15 protein-coding genes and 5 tRNA genes are annotated in these 18055 nt (G+C 70.3%); 7 read left to right on the forward strand and 13 right to left on the reverse strand.

Annotated features, from left to right (window positions below):
* Positions 1-27: 27 nt before the first annotated feature.
* A complete protein-coding gene (locus tag AB0M18_RS25120) occupies positions 28-231 on the forward strand; it encodes a hypothetical protein (protein WP_365761670.1) in 204 nt (67 codons plus the stop codon).
* Positions 232-331: 100 nt separating this feature from the next.
* Here AB0M18_RS25120 and AB0M18_RS25125 read toward each other — a convergent pair whose 3' ends face one another.
* From AB0M18_RS25125 to leuC, 4 genes are all read right to left on the reverse strand, one after another.
* Positions 332-1003 carry an HU family DNA-binding protein gene (locus AB0M18_RS25125; RefSeq protein ID WP_365761672.1) on the reverse strand — a complete coding sequence of 224 codons (672 nt, stop codon included), beginning with the start codon at positions 1001-1003 and terminating at the stop codon, positions 332-334.
* Positions 1004-1146: 143 nt separating this feature from the next.
* Positions 1147-1374, reverse strand: coding sequence for a hypothetical protein (locus AB0M18_RS25130; protein ID WP_265864658.1), 228 nt, complete (start codon positions 1372-1374; stop codon positions 1147-1149).
* 104 nt (positions 1375-1478) lie between these two features.
* Positions 1479-2072, reverse strand: coding sequence for a 3-isopropylmalate dehydratase small subunit (gene leuD, locus AB0M18_RS25135; protein ID WP_365761674.1), 594 nt, complete (start codon positions 2070-2072; stop codon positions 1479-1481).
* 6 nt (positions 2073-2078) lie between these two features.
* The gene (gene leuC, locus AB0M18_RS25140) at positions 2079-3503 is read right to left on the reverse strand and encodes a 3-isopropylmalate dehydratase large subunit (RefSeq protein ID WP_365761676.1); all 1425 of its coding nucleotides are present in this window, start codon (positions 3501-3503) and stop codon (positions 2079-2081) included.
* A 141-nt stretch (positions 3504-3644) separates the two neighbouring features.
* On the opposite strand from leuC, the gene ndgR reads away from it, so the two are divergent.
* Positions 3645-4361 (forward strand): IclR family transcriptional regulator NdgR, encoded by a 717-nt coding sequence (gene ndgR / locus AB0M18_RS25145; RefSeq protein ID WP_005311436.1) that lies wholly within the window; start codon positions 3645-3647, stop codon positions 4359-4361.
* A gap of 144 nt (positions 4362-4505) precedes the next feature.
* On the opposite strand, the gene AB0M18_RS25150 is transcribed toward ndgR, so the two are convergent.
* The 9 genes from AB0M18_RS25150 to AB0M18_RS25190 form a co-directional block, all read right to left on the reverse strand.
* Positions 4506-4578, reverse strand: a tRNA-Glu gene (locus AB0M18_RS25150).
* Positions 4579-4621: 43 nt separating this feature from the next.
* Positions 4622-4693, reverse strand: a tRNA-Gln gene (locus AB0M18_RS25155).
* Positions 4694-4713: 20 nt separating this feature from the next.
* A tRNA-Glu gene (locus AB0M18_RS25160) sits at positions 4714-4786 on the reverse strand.
* Between the two features lie 61 nt (positions 4787-4847).
* Positions 4848-4920 (reverse strand) — tRNA-Glu (locus AB0M18_RS25165).
* A 42-nt stretch (positions 4921-4962) separates the two neighbouring features.
* A tRNA-Gln gene (locus tag AB0M18_RS25170) sits at positions 4963-5034 on the reverse strand.
* A 95-nt stretch (positions 5035-5129) separates the two neighbouring features.
* Positions 5130-5852, reverse strand: coding sequence for an HAD family hydrolase (locus AB0M18_RS25175; RefSeq protein WP_365761678.1), 723 nt, complete (start codon positions 5850-5852; stop codon positions 5130-5132).
* A 62-nt stretch (positions 5853-5914) separates the two neighbouring features.
* On the reverse strand, positions 5915-7390 hold the full coding sequence (gene gltX, locus AB0M18_RS25180; protein ID WP_365761680.1) for a glutamate--tRNA ligase: 1476 nt from the start codon (positions 7388-7390) through the stop codon (positions 5915-5917).
* On the reverse strand, positions 7383-8177 hold the full coding sequence (locus tag AB0M18_RS25185) for a fumarylacetoacetate hydrolase family protein (protein ID WP_365761682.1): 795 nt from the start codon (positions 8175-8177) through the stop codon (positions 7383-7385). Before AB0M18_RS25185 ends, gltX begins: the two co-directional genes overlap by 8 nt.
* An 80-nt stretch (positions 8178-8257) precedes the next feature.
* The gene (locus AB0M18_RS25190) at positions 8258-8458 is read right to left on the reverse strand and encodes a hypothetical protein (protein WP_365761684.1); all 201 of its coding nucleotides are present in this window, start codon (positions 8456-8458) and stop codon (positions 8258-8260) included.
* A 582-nt stretch (positions 8459-9040) separates the two neighbouring features.
* Between AB0M18_RS25190 and AB0M18_RS25195 the strand changes: the two genes are divergently transcribed.
* From AB0M18_RS25195 to AB0M18_RS25215, 5 genes are all read left to right on the forward strand, one after another.
* Positions 9041-12850, forward strand: coding sequence for a nitrate- and nitrite sensing domain-containing protein (locus AB0M18_RS25195; RefSeq protein WP_365761686.1), 3810 nt, complete (start codon positions 9041-9043; stop codon positions 12848-12850).
* 9 nt (positions 12851-12859) lie between these two features.
* On the forward strand, positions 12860-13273 hold the full coding sequence (locus tag AB0M18_RS25200; RefSeq protein ID WP_265864815.1) for a roadblock/LC7 domain-containing protein: 414 nt from the start codon (positions 12860-12862) through the stop codon (positions 13271-13273).
* 192 nt (positions 13274-13465) lie between these two features.
* Complete coding sequence (locus AB0M18_RS25205; protein WP_365761688.1) at positions 13466-13873, forward strand: DUF742 domain-containing protein; 408 nt, start codon at positions 13466-13468, stop codon at positions 13871-13873.
* Positions 13854-14441 carry an ATP/GTP-binding protein gene (locus AB0M18_RS25210; protein WP_365761690.1) on the forward strand — a complete coding sequence of 196 codons (588 nt, stop codon included), beginning with the start codon at positions 13854-13856 and terminating at the stop codon, positions 14439-14441. Before AB0M18_RS25205 ends, AB0M18_RS25210 begins: the two co-directional genes overlap by 20 nt.
* Before the next feature lie 363 nt (positions 14442-14804).
* On the forward strand, positions 14805-18053 hold the full coding sequence (locus tag AB0M18_RS25215; RefSeq protein WP_365761692.1) for a nitrate- and nitrite sensing domain-containing protein: 3249 nt from the start codon (positions 14805-14807) through the stop codon (positions 18051-18053).
* Positions 18054-18055 lie beyond the last annotated feature (2 nt).

Raw genomic sequence — 18055 nt, forward strand, 5'->3', positions numbered from 1 at the left:
CCCCGGCCCGGCCGATAGGCTGCCCGTATGCAGGCGACCGCGTACACGTACGATCCCGAGACCCACAGCGGCAGCGTGCTGCTCGACGACGGCACCCCGGTGGAGTTCGGGGGCGAGGCGTTCGCGGCCGGGGGGCTGCGGCTGCTGCGGCCGGGGCAGCGGGTGCGGATCGAGACGGAGGGCGCCGGGAGCGCCCTGCGGATCACGCTGGTGACGCTGCAGACGTTCTAGAGGTCCGGGCCCTGATCCGCCGGACAGGCCCAGGGTCGGACACGCCGCGGGCCGGGCTCCCCTGGGGGGAGCCCGGCCCGGCGTGTGAGCACCAGCCGTCCTACTTCTTCGCGGCGGTCTTCTTCGCGGTGGTCTTGCGCGCCGTCGTCTTCTTGGCGGGCGCCTTCTTCGCGGTGGCCTTCTTGGCCGGCGCGGTCTTCTTCGCGACGGTCTTCTTGGCCGCGGCGGTGGTCTTCTTCGCCGGGGCCGCCTTCTTCGCGGCCGCGGTGGTCTTCTTGGCGGCGGCCGTGGTCTTCTTGGCGACCGTCTTCTTGGCCGCGGCGGTGGTCTTCTTCGCCACGGTCTTCTTGGCCGGGGCCGCCTTCTTGGCGGCGGCCTTCTTCGCGGTGGTGGCCTTCTTGGCCGCCGCCTTCTTCACCGTGGCGGCGGCGGCGCCGCCGGTGAGGGAGCCCTTCGGGGCCTTCTTGACGGAGACCTCGCCACCCTTGGGGAGCTTCTTCGAGCCGCTGACCAGGTCCTTGAAGCCCTGACCGGCACGGAAGCGCGGGACGGAGGTCTTCTTGACCCGGACGCGCTCACCCGTCTGCGGGTTGCGGGCGTAGCGGGCCGGACGGTCGACCTTCTCGAACGAGCCGAAACCGGTGACCGAGACCCGGTCCCCGGAGACCACGGCGCGCACGATGGCGTCGAGCACGTGGTCGACGGCTTCGGCGGCCTGCTGGCGACCGCCCAACTTGTCGGCAATCGCTTCTACGAGCTGCGCCTTGTTCACGTCTTCCCCTTCGGAGACTTTGCCGGAACGAAAGTGTTCAAGCTTTTTCGCACGTTAGGCATGTATATACCGCAAATCAAACACGAAACGGGCTAATCACCCTTGTGCCGCAACGCGGTGGACGAGTTGCGGAGTTCCGGGTGTCAGTCGTCTTCAGGGAATCGACCCTCGTCGAGGTCCTTCATCAACCGGTCCAGACGCGTTGCCGCGTCCTTGAGATCGTGCTTCGCCGCGGCCGTGACGACCAGCAGCTTCCGGGACAGCGCCATCCTTACGCCCTCCGGGACTTGCAGTTCGCGCACCCTTGTGTGCGCTTCCTTCAATCGGGCGGCGACTGCCTCGTAGAGCTCGAGTTGGCTGTCGCGTTCCATGCACCGATTGTGCCATCTAGGGCGAGTTGTCGCCCGACAGGGTCTCAACAAGCGACTGCGCCCCCCACCGGAGGGTGGAGGGCGCAGTACTGGAAAAGCGCTGCTCAGACGGCAATTGTACGGGGCTTGAAGGAGGGCCTGGCGGCCTCGTAGGCCGCGATGTCCGCTTCGTTCTGAAGGGTGAGGCTGATGTCGTCCAGACCGTTCAGGAGCCGCCAGCGGGCGTTCTCGTCGAGCTCGAAGTCGGCGTCGATCCCGGCCGCGAGGACCTTGCGGGCCTCCAGGTCGACGGTGATCTCGGCGGTCGGGTCGGCCTCGGTCAGCTCCCACAGCGCGTCCACGGTCGCCTGCGGCAGGACCACGGTCAGCAGGCCGTTCTTCAGCGAGTTGCCGCGGAAGATGTCGGCGAAGCGGGAGGAGATCACGGTCTTGAAGCCGTAGTTCTGGAGCGCCCAGACGGCGTGCTCACGGGAGGAGCCGGTGCCGAAGTCGGGGCCGGCCACCAGGACCGTGGCGCCCTGCCGCTCGGGGCGGTTGAGGACGAACTGCTCGTCCTTGCGCCAGGCCTCGAAGAGGCCGTCCTCGAAGCCGTCGCGGGTGACCTTCTTGAGCCAGTGCGCGGGGATGATCTGGTCGGTGTCGACGTTGCTGCGGCGCAGCGGAACGGCGCGGCCGGTGTGGCTGGTGAAAGCTTCCATGATTCCTCAGACCCCCGCGGTGGTGGCGACGTCGGACAGATCGGCCGGGGAGGCCAGGTGGCCGAGGACGGCGGTGGCGGCGGCGACCTGGGGGGAGACCAGGTGGGTGCGGCCGCCCTTGCCCTGCCGGCCCTCGAAGTTGCGGTTGGAGGTGGACGCGGAGCGCTCACCGGGGGCCAGTTGGTCGGGGTTCATGCCCAGACACATAGAGCAGCCCGCGTGCCGCCATTCGGCGCCGGCCTCCTTGAAGACCTTGTCCAGGCCCTCTTCGACGGCCTGCAGGGCGACCCGGACCGAGCCGGGGACGACCAGCATGCGGACGCCGTCGGCGACCTTGCGGCCCTCCAGGAGGCCGGCGACGCCCCGCAGGTCCTCGATGCGGCCGTTGGTGCAGGAGCCTACGAAGACGGTGTCGACCCTGATGTCGCGCAGCGGCTGCCCGGCGGTCAACCCCATGTACTCCAGGGCCTTTTCGGCGGCCAGGCGCTCCGAAGCGTCTTCGTACGAAGCGGGGTCGGGGACGTTCGCCGAAAGCGGCGCGCCCTGGCCCGGATTGGTGCCCCAGGTGACGAACGGCGCCAGCTCGGCGGCGTCGATGACGACCTCGGCGTCGAAGACCGCGTCCTCGTCCGTCCGCAGGGTCCGCCAGTAGGCGACGGCGGCGTCCCAGTCCTCGCCCTCGGGGGCGTGGGCCCGGCCCTTCAGATAGGCGAAGGTGGTCTCGTCGGGGGCGATCATGCCTGCGCGGGCGCCGGCCTCGATCGACATGTTGCAGATGGTCATCCGGGCCTCCATCGAGAGCTTCTCGATGGCGGAGCCGCGGTACTCCAGGACGTAGCCCTGGCCGCCGCCGGTGCCGATCCGAGCGATGATCGCCAGGATCAGGTCCTTGGCGGTGACGTCCTCGGGCAGCTCGCCGTCGACGGTGATCGCCATGGTCTTCGGGCGGGCCATGGGCAGGGTCTGGGTGGCGAGCACGTGCTCGACCTGACTGGTGCCGATGCCGAACGCCAGCGCGCCGAAGGCGCCGTGCGTGGAGGTGTGCGAGTCGCCGCAGACCACGGTGGTGCCCGGCTGGGTCAGTCCCAGCTGCGGTCCCACCACGTGGACGACGCCCTGCTCGACGTCGCCCAGCGGGTGCAGCCGGACGCCGAACTCGGCGCAGTTCTTGCGCAGGGTCTCCAGCTGGGCGCGGGAGACCGGGTCGGCGATCGGCTTGTCGATGTCGAGGGTCGGGGTGTTGTGGTCCTCGGTGGCGATGGTGAGGTCGAGGCGCCGCACCTGCCGGCCGTTCTGGCGCAGGCCGTCGAAGGCCTGGGGGCTGGTCACCTCGTGCAGCAGGTGCAGATCGATGAAGAGGAGGTCGGGCTCGCCTTCGGCGCGCCGGACGACATGGTCGTCCCAGACCTTCTCCGCGAGTGTCCTACCCATCGCTTTCCCTCCGGCCGGCGGCTGCGCCGACACCACTAGAGACCCGTTTGGCAGGCCGTTTTGCGGCCCGCCCCACCAGAGTGACGGGTTCCTCGGAAAATTGAACTTGCGTTTCACAGAGTGAGACGCGAGTATCGTTGCATGGACAACTCTAGCGGCGTAGGCGTTCTCGACAAGGCAGCCCTTGTCCTGAGCGCCCTGGAGTCCGGTCCGGCCACCCTCGCAGGACTGGTCGCGGCGACGGGACTCGCACGACCCACGGCCCACCGACTGGCCGTGGCACTGGAACACCACCGGATGGTGGCCCGCGACATGCAGGGCCGGTTCATCCTCGGACCGCGGCTCGCGGAGCTCGCCGCCGCGGCCGGCGAGGACCGCCTGCTCGCGACGGCCGGCCCGGTGCTGACGCATCTGCGCGACGTGACGGGCGAGAGCGCCCAGCTCTACCGGCGCCAGGGCGACATGCGCATCTGCGTGGCGGCGGCCGAGCGCCTGTCCGGACTCCGGGACACCGTCCCGGTCGGCTCGACGCTCACGATGAAGGCCGGCTCGTCCGCGCAGATCCTGATGGCCTGGGAGGAGCCCGAGCGGCTGCACCGCGGCCTGCAGGGCGCCCGCTTCACGGCGACGGCCCTGTCGGGCGTACGGCGCCGCGGCTGGGCCCAGTCGATCGGCGAGCGCGAGCCGGGCGTGGCGTCCGTCTCCGCGCCCGTGCGCGGCCCCAGCAACCGCGTGGTGGCCGCCGTGTCGGTCTCCGGGCCGATCGAGCGCCTGACCCGCCACCCGGGCCGGATGCACGCCCAGGCGGTCATCGACGCCGCCGCGCGCCTGTCCGAGGCCCTGCGCCGCAACGGCTGATCCGCTCTCCCTCTGTTCATCTATACGTGTCCGGCCCACCGCTCCAACGCCGCAGCGGTGGGCCGGAGTTGTGTCCGTCACAAGATCGTCCGTACTGCAACGACGAAGAAGCCCTCCCCCGAAGGGAAGGGCTTCTTCTGTGCGTACCCCCGACCGGATTCGAACCGGCGCTACCGCCTTGAGAGGGCGGCGTGCTAGGCCGCTACACAACGGGGGCGCGGATCACACAGGCGATTGAAGTACATCGCCGCAGATCCAAGCTGGTCTACCAGGACTCGAACCTAGACTAACTGAACCAGAATCAGTCGTGCTGCCAATTACACCATAGACCAAAGTGGTTTAGACCAACTCGTACCCCCGACCGGATTCGAACCGGCGCTACCGCCTTGAGAGGGCGGCGTGCTAGGCCGCTACACAACGGGGGCCCTAGCGATCCTGCATCAGAGTCACCGGGAGCTACCCAAGTGATCCTGCGGGAAGGATCTGTACCCCCGACCGGATTCGAACCGGCGCTACCGCCTTGAGAGGGCGGCGTGCTAGGCCGCTACACAACGGGGGCTTTGTGGATGCCAATCCACGGTTTGCAGATGAGCTCTGCGAGCTGGCCTACCTGGACTCGAACCAAGACTAACTGAACCAGAATCAGTCGTGCTGCCAATTACACCATAGGCCACCGGGGCTTGATCACTTCGAGAAGGGATCCTGCTCGGCTTGCGCTTCCGGGGCTTTCCGGCCTTTCGGCCCGTTCCCCTCGGCGCAGGAAGAACATTACCCGAAGGTGGACGGTGCTCCAAAACGCGTATCCGCCCGCAGCAGCGCCGGGAGCTGGCGGAGGCTCGTGATCCGCTTCAGGTCGGGCCGTCCGCCGGTGTCCGCGCGGTCGAGCCAGATGCCCGTCAGACCGGCCCCGTCGGCACCCCGCGCGTCGATGTCGGGGTGGTCTCCCACGTACGCGACCTCGCAGGGCCGCAGGTCGAGGGCGGTGCAGGCGGCGTGGAAGGCCTCCGGGGCCGGCTTGGCCACGCCGAGCTCCACGGCGCACACCACGGCCTCGAAGCGGTCCCGTACGCCGAGCGCGCGGAGCTTGTGGTCCTGGTTGTGCAGGCTGGAGTTGGAGAGGACCCCGTGGCGGTAGTCGTCGGCCAGGAGGTCCAGGACGGGCACGGTGTCGGGGAACAGCTCCCAGGCGGCCTCGTAATGGACCACGTAGCGCTCGAACCAGTCGTCGGCCTCCCCGGCGGTCAGTCCCGGCCGGCCGAGGAAGTCCCGGACCCTCCCCCGCCGCTGCTCCTGCCAGTCCCCGCCGCCCGCCTCGTAACGCCGCCAGTGCAGCTCCGTGAGCTCCTTCCAGCGCGCGAGGGCGTCCTCCACGGATCCGTACCGCCCGAGCAGCCCCTCGGCCGCGAGATGGGCGCGCATGCCCGCGCGGTCGGCACCGGCGTAGTCGAAGATCGTGTCGTCGATGTCCCAGAGGACGGCGCGGATGGCCATGCAGACGACGGTACCCCCGTCCCGGGGCGGGACGGGGGTACTCCGGACGGATCCGGGGAGGGTCAGCCGGCGAGCTTCGCCAGGGCCGCGTCGATGCGGGCCAGGGTCTTGTCCCGGCCCAGGATCTGGAGCGACTCGAAGAGCGGCAGGCCGACCGTGCGGCCGGTGACGGCGACGCGGACCGGGGCCTGGGCCTTGCCGAGCTTGAGGCCGTGGGCCTCGCCGGCGGCCAGGACGGCGTTCTTGAGCGACTCCGGGTCGTTCCAGTCGGCGTCCACGAGCTTCTCGCGGGCGGTGGTGAGCAGCGCGGCGGGCTCGCCCTTCATCGCCTTGTCCCACGAGGGCTGGTCGAAGACCGGCTCCGCCAGGAACAGGAAGTCGACGTTGGCCGTGATGTCCGACAGGACGGTCAGACGCGTCTGGGCGTAGGGCGCGATGGCCTCCCAGGCGGCCCGGTCGAAGTCCTCCGGGGCCCAGTTCGCGTGCGGGGCCGCCAGCCAGGGCTCGCAGGCCGCGGCGAAGTCCTTCACGTCCAGCATGCGGATGTGGTCCGCGTTGATGGACTCGGCCTTCTTGAGGTCGAAGCGGGCCGGGTTGGCGTTGACGTCCGCGATGTCGAACCTCTCGACCATCTCGGGGATGGTGAAGAGGTCCTGGTCGGCGGAGAAGGACCAGCCGAGGAGGGACAGGTAGTTCAGCAGGCCCTCGGGGAGGAAGCCGCGCTCCCGGTAGAGGTTGAGGGAGGCCTGCGGGTCGCGCTTGGAGAGCTTCTTGTTGCCCTCGCCCATGACGTAGGGCAGGTGGCCGAAGGCGGGGATCTCCTTGGCGACGCCCAGCTCGATCAGCGCCTTGTAGAGAGCGATCTGGCGCGGGGTGGAGGAGAGCAGGTCCTCGCCGCGCAGGACGTGGGTGATCTCCATCAGGGCGTCGTCGACCGGGTTGACCAGGGTGTACAGCGGGGCGCCGTTGGCGCGCACGATGCCGTAGTCCGGGACGTTCTCCGGGGTGAAGGTGAGCTCGCCGCGGACCAGGTCGGTGAAGGTGATGGTCTCGTCGGGCATCCGGAAGCGGACGATGGCCTCGCGGCCCTCGGCCTTGTAGGCCTCGACCTGCTCGGCGCTCAGCTCGCGGCAGTGGCCGTCGTAGCCGGAGGGGCGGCCGGCGGCGCGGGCGGCCTCGCGGCGGTCGTCCAGCTCGGTCTGGGTGCAGTAGCAGTGGTACGCGTATCCGCCGGCCAGCAGCCGCTCGGCGACGTCCTTGTAGATGTCCATCCGCTGCGACTGGCGGTACGGCTCGTGCGGGCCGCCGGTCTCGGGGCCTTCGTCCCAGTCGAGGCCGAGCCACTTCAGCGAGTCGAGGAGCTGGTCGTACGACTCCTCGGAGTCGCGCGCAGCGTCGGTGTCCTCGATGCGGAAGACCATGGTGCCCTGGTTGTGCCGGGCGAAGGCCCAGTTGAAGAGGGCGGTGCGGACCAGGCCCACGTGGGGGTTGCCGGTCGGCGACGGACAGAAACGGACGCGGATATTCGCGTTAGCCACGCTTGATCACCCTGTTGGTGAGAGTGCCGATGCCTTCGATGGTGACGGCGACCTCGTCGCCGACGTTGAGGGGGCCGACCCCGGCGGGGGTGCCGGTGAGGATGACGTCGCCCGGGAGCAGCGTCATGGCCTCGGAGATGTGGACGACCAGGTCCTCGATGGAGCGGATCATGTCGCTCGTACGACCCAGCTGACGCTGTTCGCCGTTGACCGTCGCCTGGATGATCAGGTCGCTCGCGTCGGCGGTGCTCAGGCCGGTCTCGATCCAGGGGCCCAGCGGGCAGGAGGTGTCGAAGCCCTTGGCGCGGGCCCACTGGGACTCGCGCTTCTGGACGTCGCGCGCGGTGACGTCGTTGGCACAGGTGTAGCCGAGGACGACGTCCTGGACGCGCTCGCGGGGCACCTCGCGGCACATGCGGCCGATGACCACGGCCAGTTCGGCCTCGTGGTGCAGCTCGTGGGAGAAGGAGGGGTACTCGATGGCGTCGCCGGGGCCGATGACCGAGGTGGTGGGCTTGAAGAAGGCCACCGGGACCTCGGGGACCTCGTTGCCGAGTTCCTTCGCGTGCTCCGCGTAGTTGCGGCCGATGCCCACGACCTTGTTGGGGAGCACGGGCGGCAGGAGCCGGACCTTGCTCAGCGGGACCTTGGTGCCGCTGAGCTCGAAGTCGGTGTACGGGATGCCCTTGATGATGTCGAGGACCAGGCCGCCGGACTCGACGGTCCCCTCGCCCTCGACTGCCCCGAAGGCGACGTTGCCGTCGATGGAGAATCTGGCGATGCGCACGAGTGCTGTCGCCCCTCACTTGCTACTGGCTGGAGTCTGACCCCGTCAGGCTATCTCGGCCGGTAGCGGCGACCGCCGTATTACTCGGCGGAGAGGTACGCCGGGACGTACGGCGCGGGCGGGACCATCAGGACCGTGCGGCGCGGGTTGGCGGTCGCGCCGGGGAGCGCGGCGGCGTACTCGGGCTGGGCGCCCCGGCCGAGGTCCGCCGCGTCCTCGAGGTGGGCGAGGGTGGAGCGGCGGGGGTTGGCCGTGGTGCGGAGTACGGACGTCGTGTTCATCGCGGTGTCGGACCCTTGTCTGCGTGGGGCGCGCCGGTAGGGGGCGCGTGGTACGGGATGCCCATTCTGTAAAGCGTCAGGCTAAACATGCAATTCCCTTCGAATGCATGGCGGATTCAACGAACTACGTGTGAGTTTGCTCACCACCGGTGGAACATTCCGGGCATTACGCACCGCCATCCGGGGTAACCGAAACGGACATTCCTCCACTGAACGATCCATTCCGCTGCTGATCATCGCGACTGGGACACCCTCACCCCTCCGCCGATTCGCCGGATTCGGCCCGTTTCATCCGTGATCATCTTCTACATGGGGTGACACCGCGTTCACACGTTGTCATGCACTTCGCCGCAGGCTCCACGGCCCTTGTTGGAGATCCGGCACTGTGCTGGAATTCCACGCACCGCCGCGGGCTTCAGGCCGGCGCGCAGGGGGCGCAACGCAGCGCCGGCCGAGTGGCGGGAAAGGGGGATCTGCGCCGGTCACCGACGACCACCACTGGGGCGCACCTGCGCCCCACGACGCCGACACCGTCCTCTCCGTTCACCCGGAAGGACGCCTGGTCCAGAGGTTGCGACGCTAGTGCAGGGACGTTTCAAGAGGGATGGCACGGGCTCTTCCCAGGCCCGCAAGGGCCGAGGGGAAGCTGCTGCGGAGCAGGAGCCGCGTGCCGGGACCCAGCACGGATCCCCGGCCCCGCACCCCCAGAACCAGGGGAAGCCCCAGGGGAAGACCCAGGGCAAGGGCGACTCCGGCGACAGCGCGAGCCGCGGCACCGCCGCGGACGCCGTGGCGGAGAGCGCTCCGCTCCCCCGCCTGGCCGGCGACAACCAGGTCGGTCCGCGAATAGCCCTGCGCAACTGGCGCATCTCCACGCGCCTGGTCGCGCTGCTGACCCTCCCCGTGGTCGCGGCGACCAGCCTCGGCGGCATCCGTATCAACGAGTCCCTGCAGGACATGGAACAGCTGGATCAGATGCAGCTGCTCACCAAGTTGACCAAGGAAGCCACCAACTTCGCCGAGAAGCTGCAGGCCGAGCGCGACTTCTCCGCCGGTCCGCTCGCCAACGGCAAGTCGTCGGGCGACTACCAGGTCACCACCCCGCGCAAGGCGACCGACCGCGCCTACAAGGCCTTCCTCAAGGCCACCAACGACATTCCGACGACCGAGGACGACGACCAGCTCCGCAGCATCCGGCAGAACGTCAGCCAGATCGCCTCGCAGGTCAGCGCGCTCGGCACGATCCGCACCACCGCGTACGAGGACAAGGTCGCCCACTCGGTGACGGTCGAGGCCTACAGCCGCCTCATCCGCTCGCTGCTCAGCCTGTCCCAGGACATGGCGCAGGCCACCAGCAACCCGGACATGATCAAGCGGACCCGCGCGCTCGCCGCGTTCTCGTCCGCCAAGGAGTACGCCTCCATCCAGCAGGCGATCATCGCCTCGGCGCTGCCGCCCAACGACAGCCGCGCCGGCAATCTGGCGCTCGGTGACCGCCTCTACGGCGACGCCGCGCTCACCAGTGAGTCCGTCGAGCTCAAGTCCTTCAGGTCGATCTACGAGTCGACCGGCGGCGACGCCGAGGAACTCACCGCCTCGCTGACGAACGGCAACCCCTCCATCGAGGCCGCCGACAACTACACGCAGCGGATGCTGAAGTCGGACCGCGGACTGCCGGACGTCAAGCGCGGTTACCTGAACTTCACCGACGAGTACACGACCAAGATGCGTGCCATGAACACCATCGAGGCCACGCTCCTCGGCGAGATGGAGACCAAGGCCCGTGAGCTGCGCCAGGAGTCGCAGCGCGACGCGATCATCAACGGTGCGCTGATCCTCCTCGTCCTCGGCGTCTCCCTCGTCGGCGCCTTCGTCGTGGCCCGGTCCATGATCCGCTCGCTGCGCCGGCTCCAGGACACCGCGACCAAGGTCGCCCAGGAGCGCCTGCCCGAGCTGGTCAAGCAGCTCTCCGAGTCCGACCCGCAGGACGTCGACACCTCCGTCGAGTCCGTCGGTGTGCACTCCCGGGACGAGATCGGCCAGGTGGCCGCGGCCTTCGACGACGTGCACCGCGAGGCGGTCCGCCTCGCCGCCGAGCAGGCCCTCCTCCGGGGCAACGTCAACGCGATGTTCACCAACCTCTCGCGCCGTTCCCAGGGCCTCATCCAGCGCCAGCTCTCGCTCATCTCCGAGCTGGAGTCCCGCGAGGCCGACCCGGACCAGCTGTCCTCGCTGTTCAAGCTCGACCACCTCGCGACCCGTATGCGCCGTAACGGCGAGAACCTCCTCGTCCTCGCGGGCGAGGAGCCGGGCCGCCGCTGGACCCGTCCGGTGCCGCTGGTCGACGTGCTCCGCGCCGCCGCCTCCGAGGTGGAGCAGTACGAGCGCATCGAACTGGCCGCGGTCCCGGCGACCGAGGTCGCCGGCCGCGTGGTCAACGACCTCGTGCACCTCCTCGCCGAGCTGCTGGAGAACGCCACCTCGTTCTCCTCGCCGCAGACCAAGGTCCGGGTCACCGGTCACGCGCTGCCCGACGGCCGTGTGCTCGTCGAGATCCACGACACCGGCATCGGCCTCTCCCCCGAGGACCTGGCCGCGATCAACGAGCGGCTCGCCTCGCCGCCCACCGTGGACGTCTCGGTCTCCCGCCGCATGGGTCTGTTCGTGGTCGGCCGCCTGTCCCTGCGACACGGCATCCGGATCCAGCTGCGCCCGTCCGACTCCGGCGGCACCACCGCGCTCGTCATGCTCCCGGTCGACGTCGCCCACGGCGGCAAGAAGCCCGCGCCGAAGCCCGGCGCCGGCGGCCAGGGCGCGATGCCGCAGGGCGGTCAGGGTGCCCCGGGCGGCCGGCTGGCCGGCGGTCAGGGCGCGGCCGGTGGCCCCGGCGCGCTCGGCGGCGGACGTCCGGGCGGTGCCCCGTCGGCGCCCGGCGGCCGGCTCGGCGCCGGTGCGGCCCGTGGCGCGCTGCCCGCGCGCGACGGTGCCGGACAGGGCCAGAACGGCCCGAGCGGTCAGAACTTCTTCCAGGAGCGCTCGCAGGCGCCCGCCCCGGCGCAGGCCCAGGCTCCGGCCCAGGACCTGGGTCCGCAGACCCAGCCGATGCCGCCCGTCCCGCAGGACGACCGGCGCCCGGCGCCCGGCGGTTTCGTGGGCGGCGCGCAGAGCGCCATCCCGTCCCGTACGGACGTGTGGGGCAACCAGGGCACGGCGAACGGGCAGCCCGCGCGCGGCCCTCAGGCCCCGCAGGCTCCCCAGGCGCAGGCCCCGCAGGAGCCGCGTCCGGTCCAGGGCGGCTACCCGCGGGCCGAGCTGCCCGGCGGCGCCCCGCAGGCGCAGCCGCAGCACCCGGCCCGGCCGCAGGCCACGAGCTGGGGCAACGACCAGGCGCAGCCGGTCCGCCGGCCGCAGCAGGACATGACTCCGCTGGACGCGCCGCGCGGTCACGAGGAGCCGTTCGACGGTCCGGGCTCCACCGGCCAGTTCCCGCGCCCGGACTTCGGTGCCCCGCAGGCCCCGGCCCCGCAGGGCTATCAGGACCCGGCGTCCACGGCGCAGTTCCCGCGCCCGGACTTCGGTGCCCCGCAGGCCCCGCAGCACCAGGCGCCCCAGCAGCAGGTCCCCCAGCAGCAGCAGTTCGGCCACCAGCCGTTCGTACCGCAGGCGCAGCAGCAGGCGCCTCAGCAGGCCCCGCGCCAGCGCACGACGAACGAGCACCAGCACCAGCCCCAGCAGCCGCAGCTCCAGCAGCCGCGTCAGCCGGAGGCCCTGCCGCCGGCGCAGCACGGCGGTGACGGCAGTACCCCGCTGTACGACACGCTGGAGACCAACTGGTTCCACCAGGAGCAGGGCCAGGGCGGCGGACAGCCGCAGGCCCAGCCGCACGGCCAGGGCCAGGCTCAGTACCCGGCTCCCGCGCAGGGCCGGCACTCCGGTCCGGCGCAGGGCCAGGGCCAGGGCCAGGGCCAGGGTCAGGGTCAGTTCCAGGCCTCGCGCCCGGCTCCGGCCGCCCCCTCCCAGGGCGTGCCGGACGTCGAGCGGACGATGCAGACCCCGGTGGTCCCGCAGTCCGAGGCGGGCCGGCCGAACGGCCAGGCCGCCTGGCGGACCTCGCCCAACGACGAGCTGGTGCGCCAGGCCGAGCGGGTGCGCAAGCCCGCCGCCGGCGGGGTCACCACCTCCGGGCTCCCGCGGCGCGTGCCGCGGGCCAACCTCGTGCCCGGGACCGCCCAGGAGCAGGCCACGCAGGCCGGCCCCCAGGTGTCCCGCGCACCCGACGACGTCCGCGGCCGGCTCACCAATCTGCGCCGCGGTATCCAGCAGGGCCGTCAGGCGGGCAACTCGACCACGGGTTCCTTCAATGTCGGTCCGACCCACCAGCAGGAGCGTTAGTTGAGCGCGATGAGCCAGGCGGCGCAGAATCTGAACTGGTTGATCACCAACTTCGTGGACAACACCCCCGGGGTGTCGCACACGGTGGTGGTCTCCGCCGACGGACTGCTCCTTGCCATGTCCGAAGGGTTTCCCCGCGACCGCGCCGACCAGCTTGCGGCGGTCGCGTCCGGACTGACCTCGCTGACCGCGGGGGCGTCCCGGATCTTCGAGGGCGGGCCCGTGGCACAGACCGTGGTGGAGATGGAGCGCGGCTTCCTCTTCATCATGTCGGTCTCGGACGGGTCCTCGATGGCCGTACTCGCCCACCCGGAGTGCGACATCGGTCTCGTGGGCTACGAGATGGCGCTGCTCGTCGACCGAGCGGGCAGCGTGCTCACCCCCGACCTGCGGGCCGAGCTCCAGGGCAGCCTGCTCCGCTAGCCGGAGCGCCGCCCGCCGAGCCCGGACCGCTCGAATCCGTACCCGTAACCGATCCGTACCCGAAACCGACACGCCCTGGGCGGTGCGCCCCTCCGCACCGCCCCGGACCCGTTCACCGTCCGGCCGCCCCACCCGGTCCCCCACCGGCCCCATCAGACGGCAGAAGGTTCTGCTGTCACGCCCGGAGGATTCATGACCCCGCCCCCCGCCTCTCACGATCCGTACGGCACATCGACAGACGAGCCGTACGGAGCGGAAGGCGACCAGCCGCTGGTCCGGCCCTATGCCATGACCGGCGGCCGGACCCGGCCGCGCTACCAGCTCGCCATAGAGGCGCTGGTCAGCACCACGGCCGACCCGGCGCATCTGGCCACACTGCTTCCGGAGCACCAGCGGATCTGCCACCTCTGCCGCGAGGTCAAGTCGGTGGCCGAGGTGTCGGCGCTCCTGTCGATGCCGCTCGGCGTCGCCCGCATCCTCGTCGCCGACCTGGCCGAGGCGGGCATGGTGGCCATCCACCAGCCGGGCAACGGAGAGGCCGGCGGCACGCCGGACGTGACACTGCTCGAAAGGGTGCTCAGTGGACTTCGCAAGCTCTAGCGGCCCCGCCTCCGCGGCCCGTTCGACCACCAGCGCGAAGATCGTGGTGGCGGGAGGCTTCGGCGTGGGCAAGACCACGTTCGTGGGCGCCGTCTCCGAGATCAACCCGCTGCGGACCGAGGCCGTCATGACGTCCGCCTCGGCCGGCATCGACGACCTGACGCACACCGGTGGCAAGACGACCACCACCGTGGCGATGGACTTCGGCCGTATCACCCTGGACCAGGACCTGATCCTGTACCTCTTCGGTACGCCCGGTCAGGACCGTTTCTGGTTCATGTGGGACGACCTCGTGCGTGGTGCGATCGGTGCCGTGGTGCTCGTGGACACCCGACGGCTCGCCGACTGCTTCCCGGCGGTGGACTACTTCGAGAACTCGGGCCTCCCCTTCGTCATCGCGCTCAACGGTTTCGACGGACAGCAGCCCTACGCCCCGGAAGAGGTCCGCGAGGCGCTGCAGATCGGGCCGGACGCTCCCATCATCACGACCGACGCCCGTCACCGCGCGGACGCGAAGAGCGCGCTCATCACCCTCGTCGAGCACGCCCTCATGGCGCGGTTGAAGTAGTACACAGCAAGTAGAAGTCGATATACGTCAGTTGTCGTAGAGATTTTGGGGGCGGTCTGTGTCGTTGGACACGACCGCCCTCGACGGTTCCGCCGGTTCATAACATTTCGACAGAGAATTGCGGCGCCTCGGACACCCGACGCATCCGGCTGATGCCGCTGCGCTCACATGAGCCCCGCCTTTTGGCGGGGCTCGCTCTTTATGCCCGTTTTATCGCGGCCGTGAGCCACGAAAACCGGGCGCTTCGCACTGTTTGGAGGGGACCCCCTTCACGTGCTGCAATTCATGAACTCCCGAGTAGTACGGCCCTGAACGAAACATCCGGCACAACACAGGTGCCGGCGCCGAGAGGTTGTTGGTCGAGTGAGGCGAAGCAAGGAAAGCTCCGCGGAGCAGCAGACGCGGGGCAACTTCACGCCGCCGTCGCGCGCGGCTATGCCGCCCGCGGACGAGCCCGTGGCGTCGCCGGCCCCGAGCCGCAAGGGCAGCACCAGCAAGCTGTCCCCGCGCAACTGGCGGGTGCCCACCAGGCTGAACGCGATCCTCCTCATACCCGTGCTCGTCGGCCTCGTCATGGGCGGCTTCCAGGTCAAGGCGGCCATCGACACCTGGCAGGAGGCGCAGGACGCCGAGAAGACGGCGCTCATCGTGCGCGCCGCCTCGGACTACGGCCAGGCGCTGCTCAACGAGCGCGACCTCACGGCCGCCCCGCTCCTCAAGGCCAAGACGCCGGAGGACCGCGAGAGCGACGAGGTCACCCAGGCCTACGCCGCCACCGACGCCGCCAAGGCGAAGTTCGACGAGGCCGTGAAGGACATGCCGGGCGGCCAGGGCCTCGAGCGCCGCCTGGGCCTGTTCCGCAACGCCGAGCCCAAGCTCCAGGAACTCCGCAAGATCGCGTACACCGCGTCCCAGGACCCGGTGACCACCGAGACCTCGTACACCGAGGTCCAGCACTACCTGATGGAGTTCTCCAACGAGCTCGGTCTGGGCACCGGCAACATCACCAGCTACGGCCGCACCGTCTACGCGATCCAGCTGGCGAAGGCCGCCGAGTCGCTCCAGCGCTCCATCGGCACCCACCTGCTCGTCCGGCCCAGCACGAAGGACCCGGTCTTCGCCCAGCAGTCGGTCGCCTTCAACTCGTACAACTACCTGGAGCAGATCGCTCTCGGCGAGTACCAGTCCGGTGGCACCGAGGAGGACGTGAACCGCCTCAAGGAGGTCATGGCGGGCAAGTCCGCCGAGGGCGCCAAGAAGATGGCGGCGCTGGGCATCACGCTGCCCAAGGGCGCCGGCAAGGACCCCTCCGTCTACGCGGGCGTGGCCCAGGCCATCGGCGGAGCCGAGGACGCCGACGCCATCGCGGACCTGAAGAAGCAGCACATCACCGCCGACGTCTGGGTGGCCGTCGCCACCGCCAAGTTCGACGGCTACACGGAGGTCGAGAAGGAGCTCGTCGAGAAGGCCGTGACCGAGGCCGCCGACATCTCCTCGGACGCCCAGACGGACGCCTACGTCACCGGTGGCATCACCGTGGTCGCCCTGCTCGCCGCCTTCATCCTGGCCGGCCTCATGGCCCGCCAGATGAGCCGCTCGATGCGCGAGCTGCGCACCGCCGCCTTCGGCATCGCCGAGCAGCGCCTGCCGATGCTCGTCGACCAGCTCTCCCGGACCGAGCCCGGCCGGGTCGACACCCGGGTGCAGCCCATCCCGATCGACTCCACGGACGAGATCGGCGAGGTCGCCCGCGCCTTCGACCAGGTGCACCGCGAGGCCGTCCGGCTCGCCGCCGAGCAGGCCCTGCTCCGCGGCAACATCAACGCGATCTTCACCAACCTGTCGCAGCGCAACCAGTCGCTGATCGAGGGCCAGCTGACCCTCATCACCGACCTGGAGAACAACGAGGCCGACCCGGACCAGCTGGAGAACCTCTTCCGCCTGGACCACCTGGCCACCCGTATGCGCCGCAACGGCGAGAACCTCCTGGTCCTCGCCGGCCAGGAGCCCGGCCGCCGCTGGGACCAGCCGGTCCCGCTGGTCGACGTGATGCGTGCCGCCGCCTCCGAGGTGGAGCAGTACGAGCGCATCGACATCGCCGGCGTCCCCGAGGCCGAGATCCACGGCCAGGCCGTGACCGACCTCGTGCACCTGCTCGCCGAGCTCCTGGAGAACGCCACCACGTTCTCCTCCCCGCAGACCAAGGTCCGCGTCACCGCGACCCGTCTCCCCGACGGCCGTGTCATGGTCGAGATCCACGACAAGGGCATCGGCCTCACCGCCGAGGACTTCGCGGACATCAACCACAAGCTGGCCAACCCGCCGACCGTGGACGCCGCCGTCTCCCAGCGCATGGGCCTCTTCGTGGTCGGCCGGCTCTCCGACCGGCACGGCATCCGGGTCCAGCTGCGCCCCTCGGGCGAGCAGGCCGGCACCACCTCGCTGGTCATGCTGCCGGACGCGATCACCCACGGTGGCGGTGGCGAGGCCGCTCCGCTGCACGACGACTTCACCGTCTCGCAGATCATCCCGCAGCAGGCCCAGACGGCCTTCCAGCCGCAGGCCCAGCCGATGCGCACCGCGGCCGAGCTCGGCTTCGACGACTCGCGCTACGAGCAGCAGGAGGACGAGCGCCAGCTCGACCCGGTCAACCGCTCGCTGATGCGCGAGGAGCGCCGGGCGGCCCTGGAGGCCCAGGCCGTGCAGGGCGGCGAGTCCGCCCCGTACCAGGAGATCGAATCCGGCGCGCCCGAGCAGCAGACGTTCGTACAGCAGCAGCACGAGCAGGAGTACGCATCGGCCTACCCCGGTGAGTACCAGCAGGAGTACCAGCAGGACTACGCGCAGCCGACGCAGCCGCAGGGCCAGGACGCCTACGGCTATGCCGAGCAGGGCTACGAGGACTACCGGCAGCCCGCCGACGGCTACCCGGCGCAGGGCTATGCGGAAGCCGCGTACGACCAGGGCGCGACGGCTCAGCAGGGCTACGCGAACGGCTACGAACCCCAGCCCCACCAGGGCGACTGGCCGCAGCAGACCGGTTACGACCAGGGCTACGCACAGCAGTTCGGGACGGAATCGGAATCTGCCCAGGCCGCTCCCGAACAGGACCGCGACCGCGTAGGCTTCGACCGTCCGGGGAGTGCCCCCACTCCCACCCCGGACGCCGGCCACGCGCTGACCGACGCCGGTCTGCCGCGCCGCGGCAGCAGCGCCCCGCAGGCGCCGCGGACCCCGCAGGCGCCGCAGTCCGAGCCGCCGGCCCAGCAGACGCGGCCGGAGGGCAACAGCACGGCACCCATGGACGCCGACGGCTCCGACGCCTGGCGCTCGACCAACGACGAGCGCTGGCAGCGGGCCGAGAAGCTCCGCGACCCGAAGGCGGGCGGGGTCACCTCCTCCGGCCTTCCCCGACGGGTCCCCAAGGCCAACCTGGTCGAGGGAGCCGCGGAGCACACCCCGCAGGGCGGCCCACAGGTCTCCCGCGCACCCGAGGACGTCCGGGGCAGGTTGAGCAACCTGCGCCGCGGCATCCAGCAGGGACGCAGCGCGGGTACGGACACGAACGGATCGGGCCTCGGCCCGGGCAACACCTACAACCAGGAGCGTTAGTG

The sequence above is a fragment of the Streptomyces sp. NPDC051909 genome (assembly GCF_040681095.1).
Lineage (GTDB): Bacteria > Actinomycetota > Actinomycetes > Streptomycetales > Streptomycetaceae > Streptomyces.

Coding starts and splice junctions, on each gene's coding strand:
- AB0M18_RS25120 (WP_365761670.1), top strand. CDS start 28: ATGCAGGCGACCGCGTACACGTACGATCCCGAGACCCACAGCGGCAGC.
- AB0M18_RS25130 (WP_265864658.1), bottom strand. CDS start 1,374: ATGGAACGCGACAGCCAACTCGAGCTCTACGAGGCAGTCGCCGCCCGA.
- leuD (WP_365761674.1), bottom strand. CDS start 2,072: ATGGAAGCTTTCACCAGCCACACCGGCCGCGCCGTTCCGCTGCGCCGC.
- leuC (WP_365761676.1), bottom strand. CDS start 3,503: ATGGGTAGGACACTCGCGGAGAAGGTCTGGGACGACCATGTCGTCCGG.
- ndgR (WP_005311436.1), top strand. CDS start 3,645: ATGGACAACTCTAGCGGCGTAGGCGTTCTCGACAAGGCAGCCCTTGTC.
- AB0M18_RS25175 (WP_365761678.1), bottom strand. CDS start 5,852: ATGGCCATCCGCGCCGTCCTCTGGGACATCGACGACACGATCTTCGAC.
- AB0M18_RS25190 (WP_365761684.1), bottom strand. CDS start 8,458: ATGAACACGACGTCCGTACTCCGCACCACGGCCAACCCCCGCCGCTCC.
- AB0M18_RS25200 (WP_265864815.1), top strand. CDS start 12,860: ATGAGCCAGGCGGCGCAGAATCTGAACTGGTTGATCACCAACTTCGTG.
- AB0M18_RS25205 (WP_365761688.1), top strand. CDS start 13,466: ATGACCCCGCCCCCCGCCTCTCACGATCCGTACGGCACATCGACAGAC.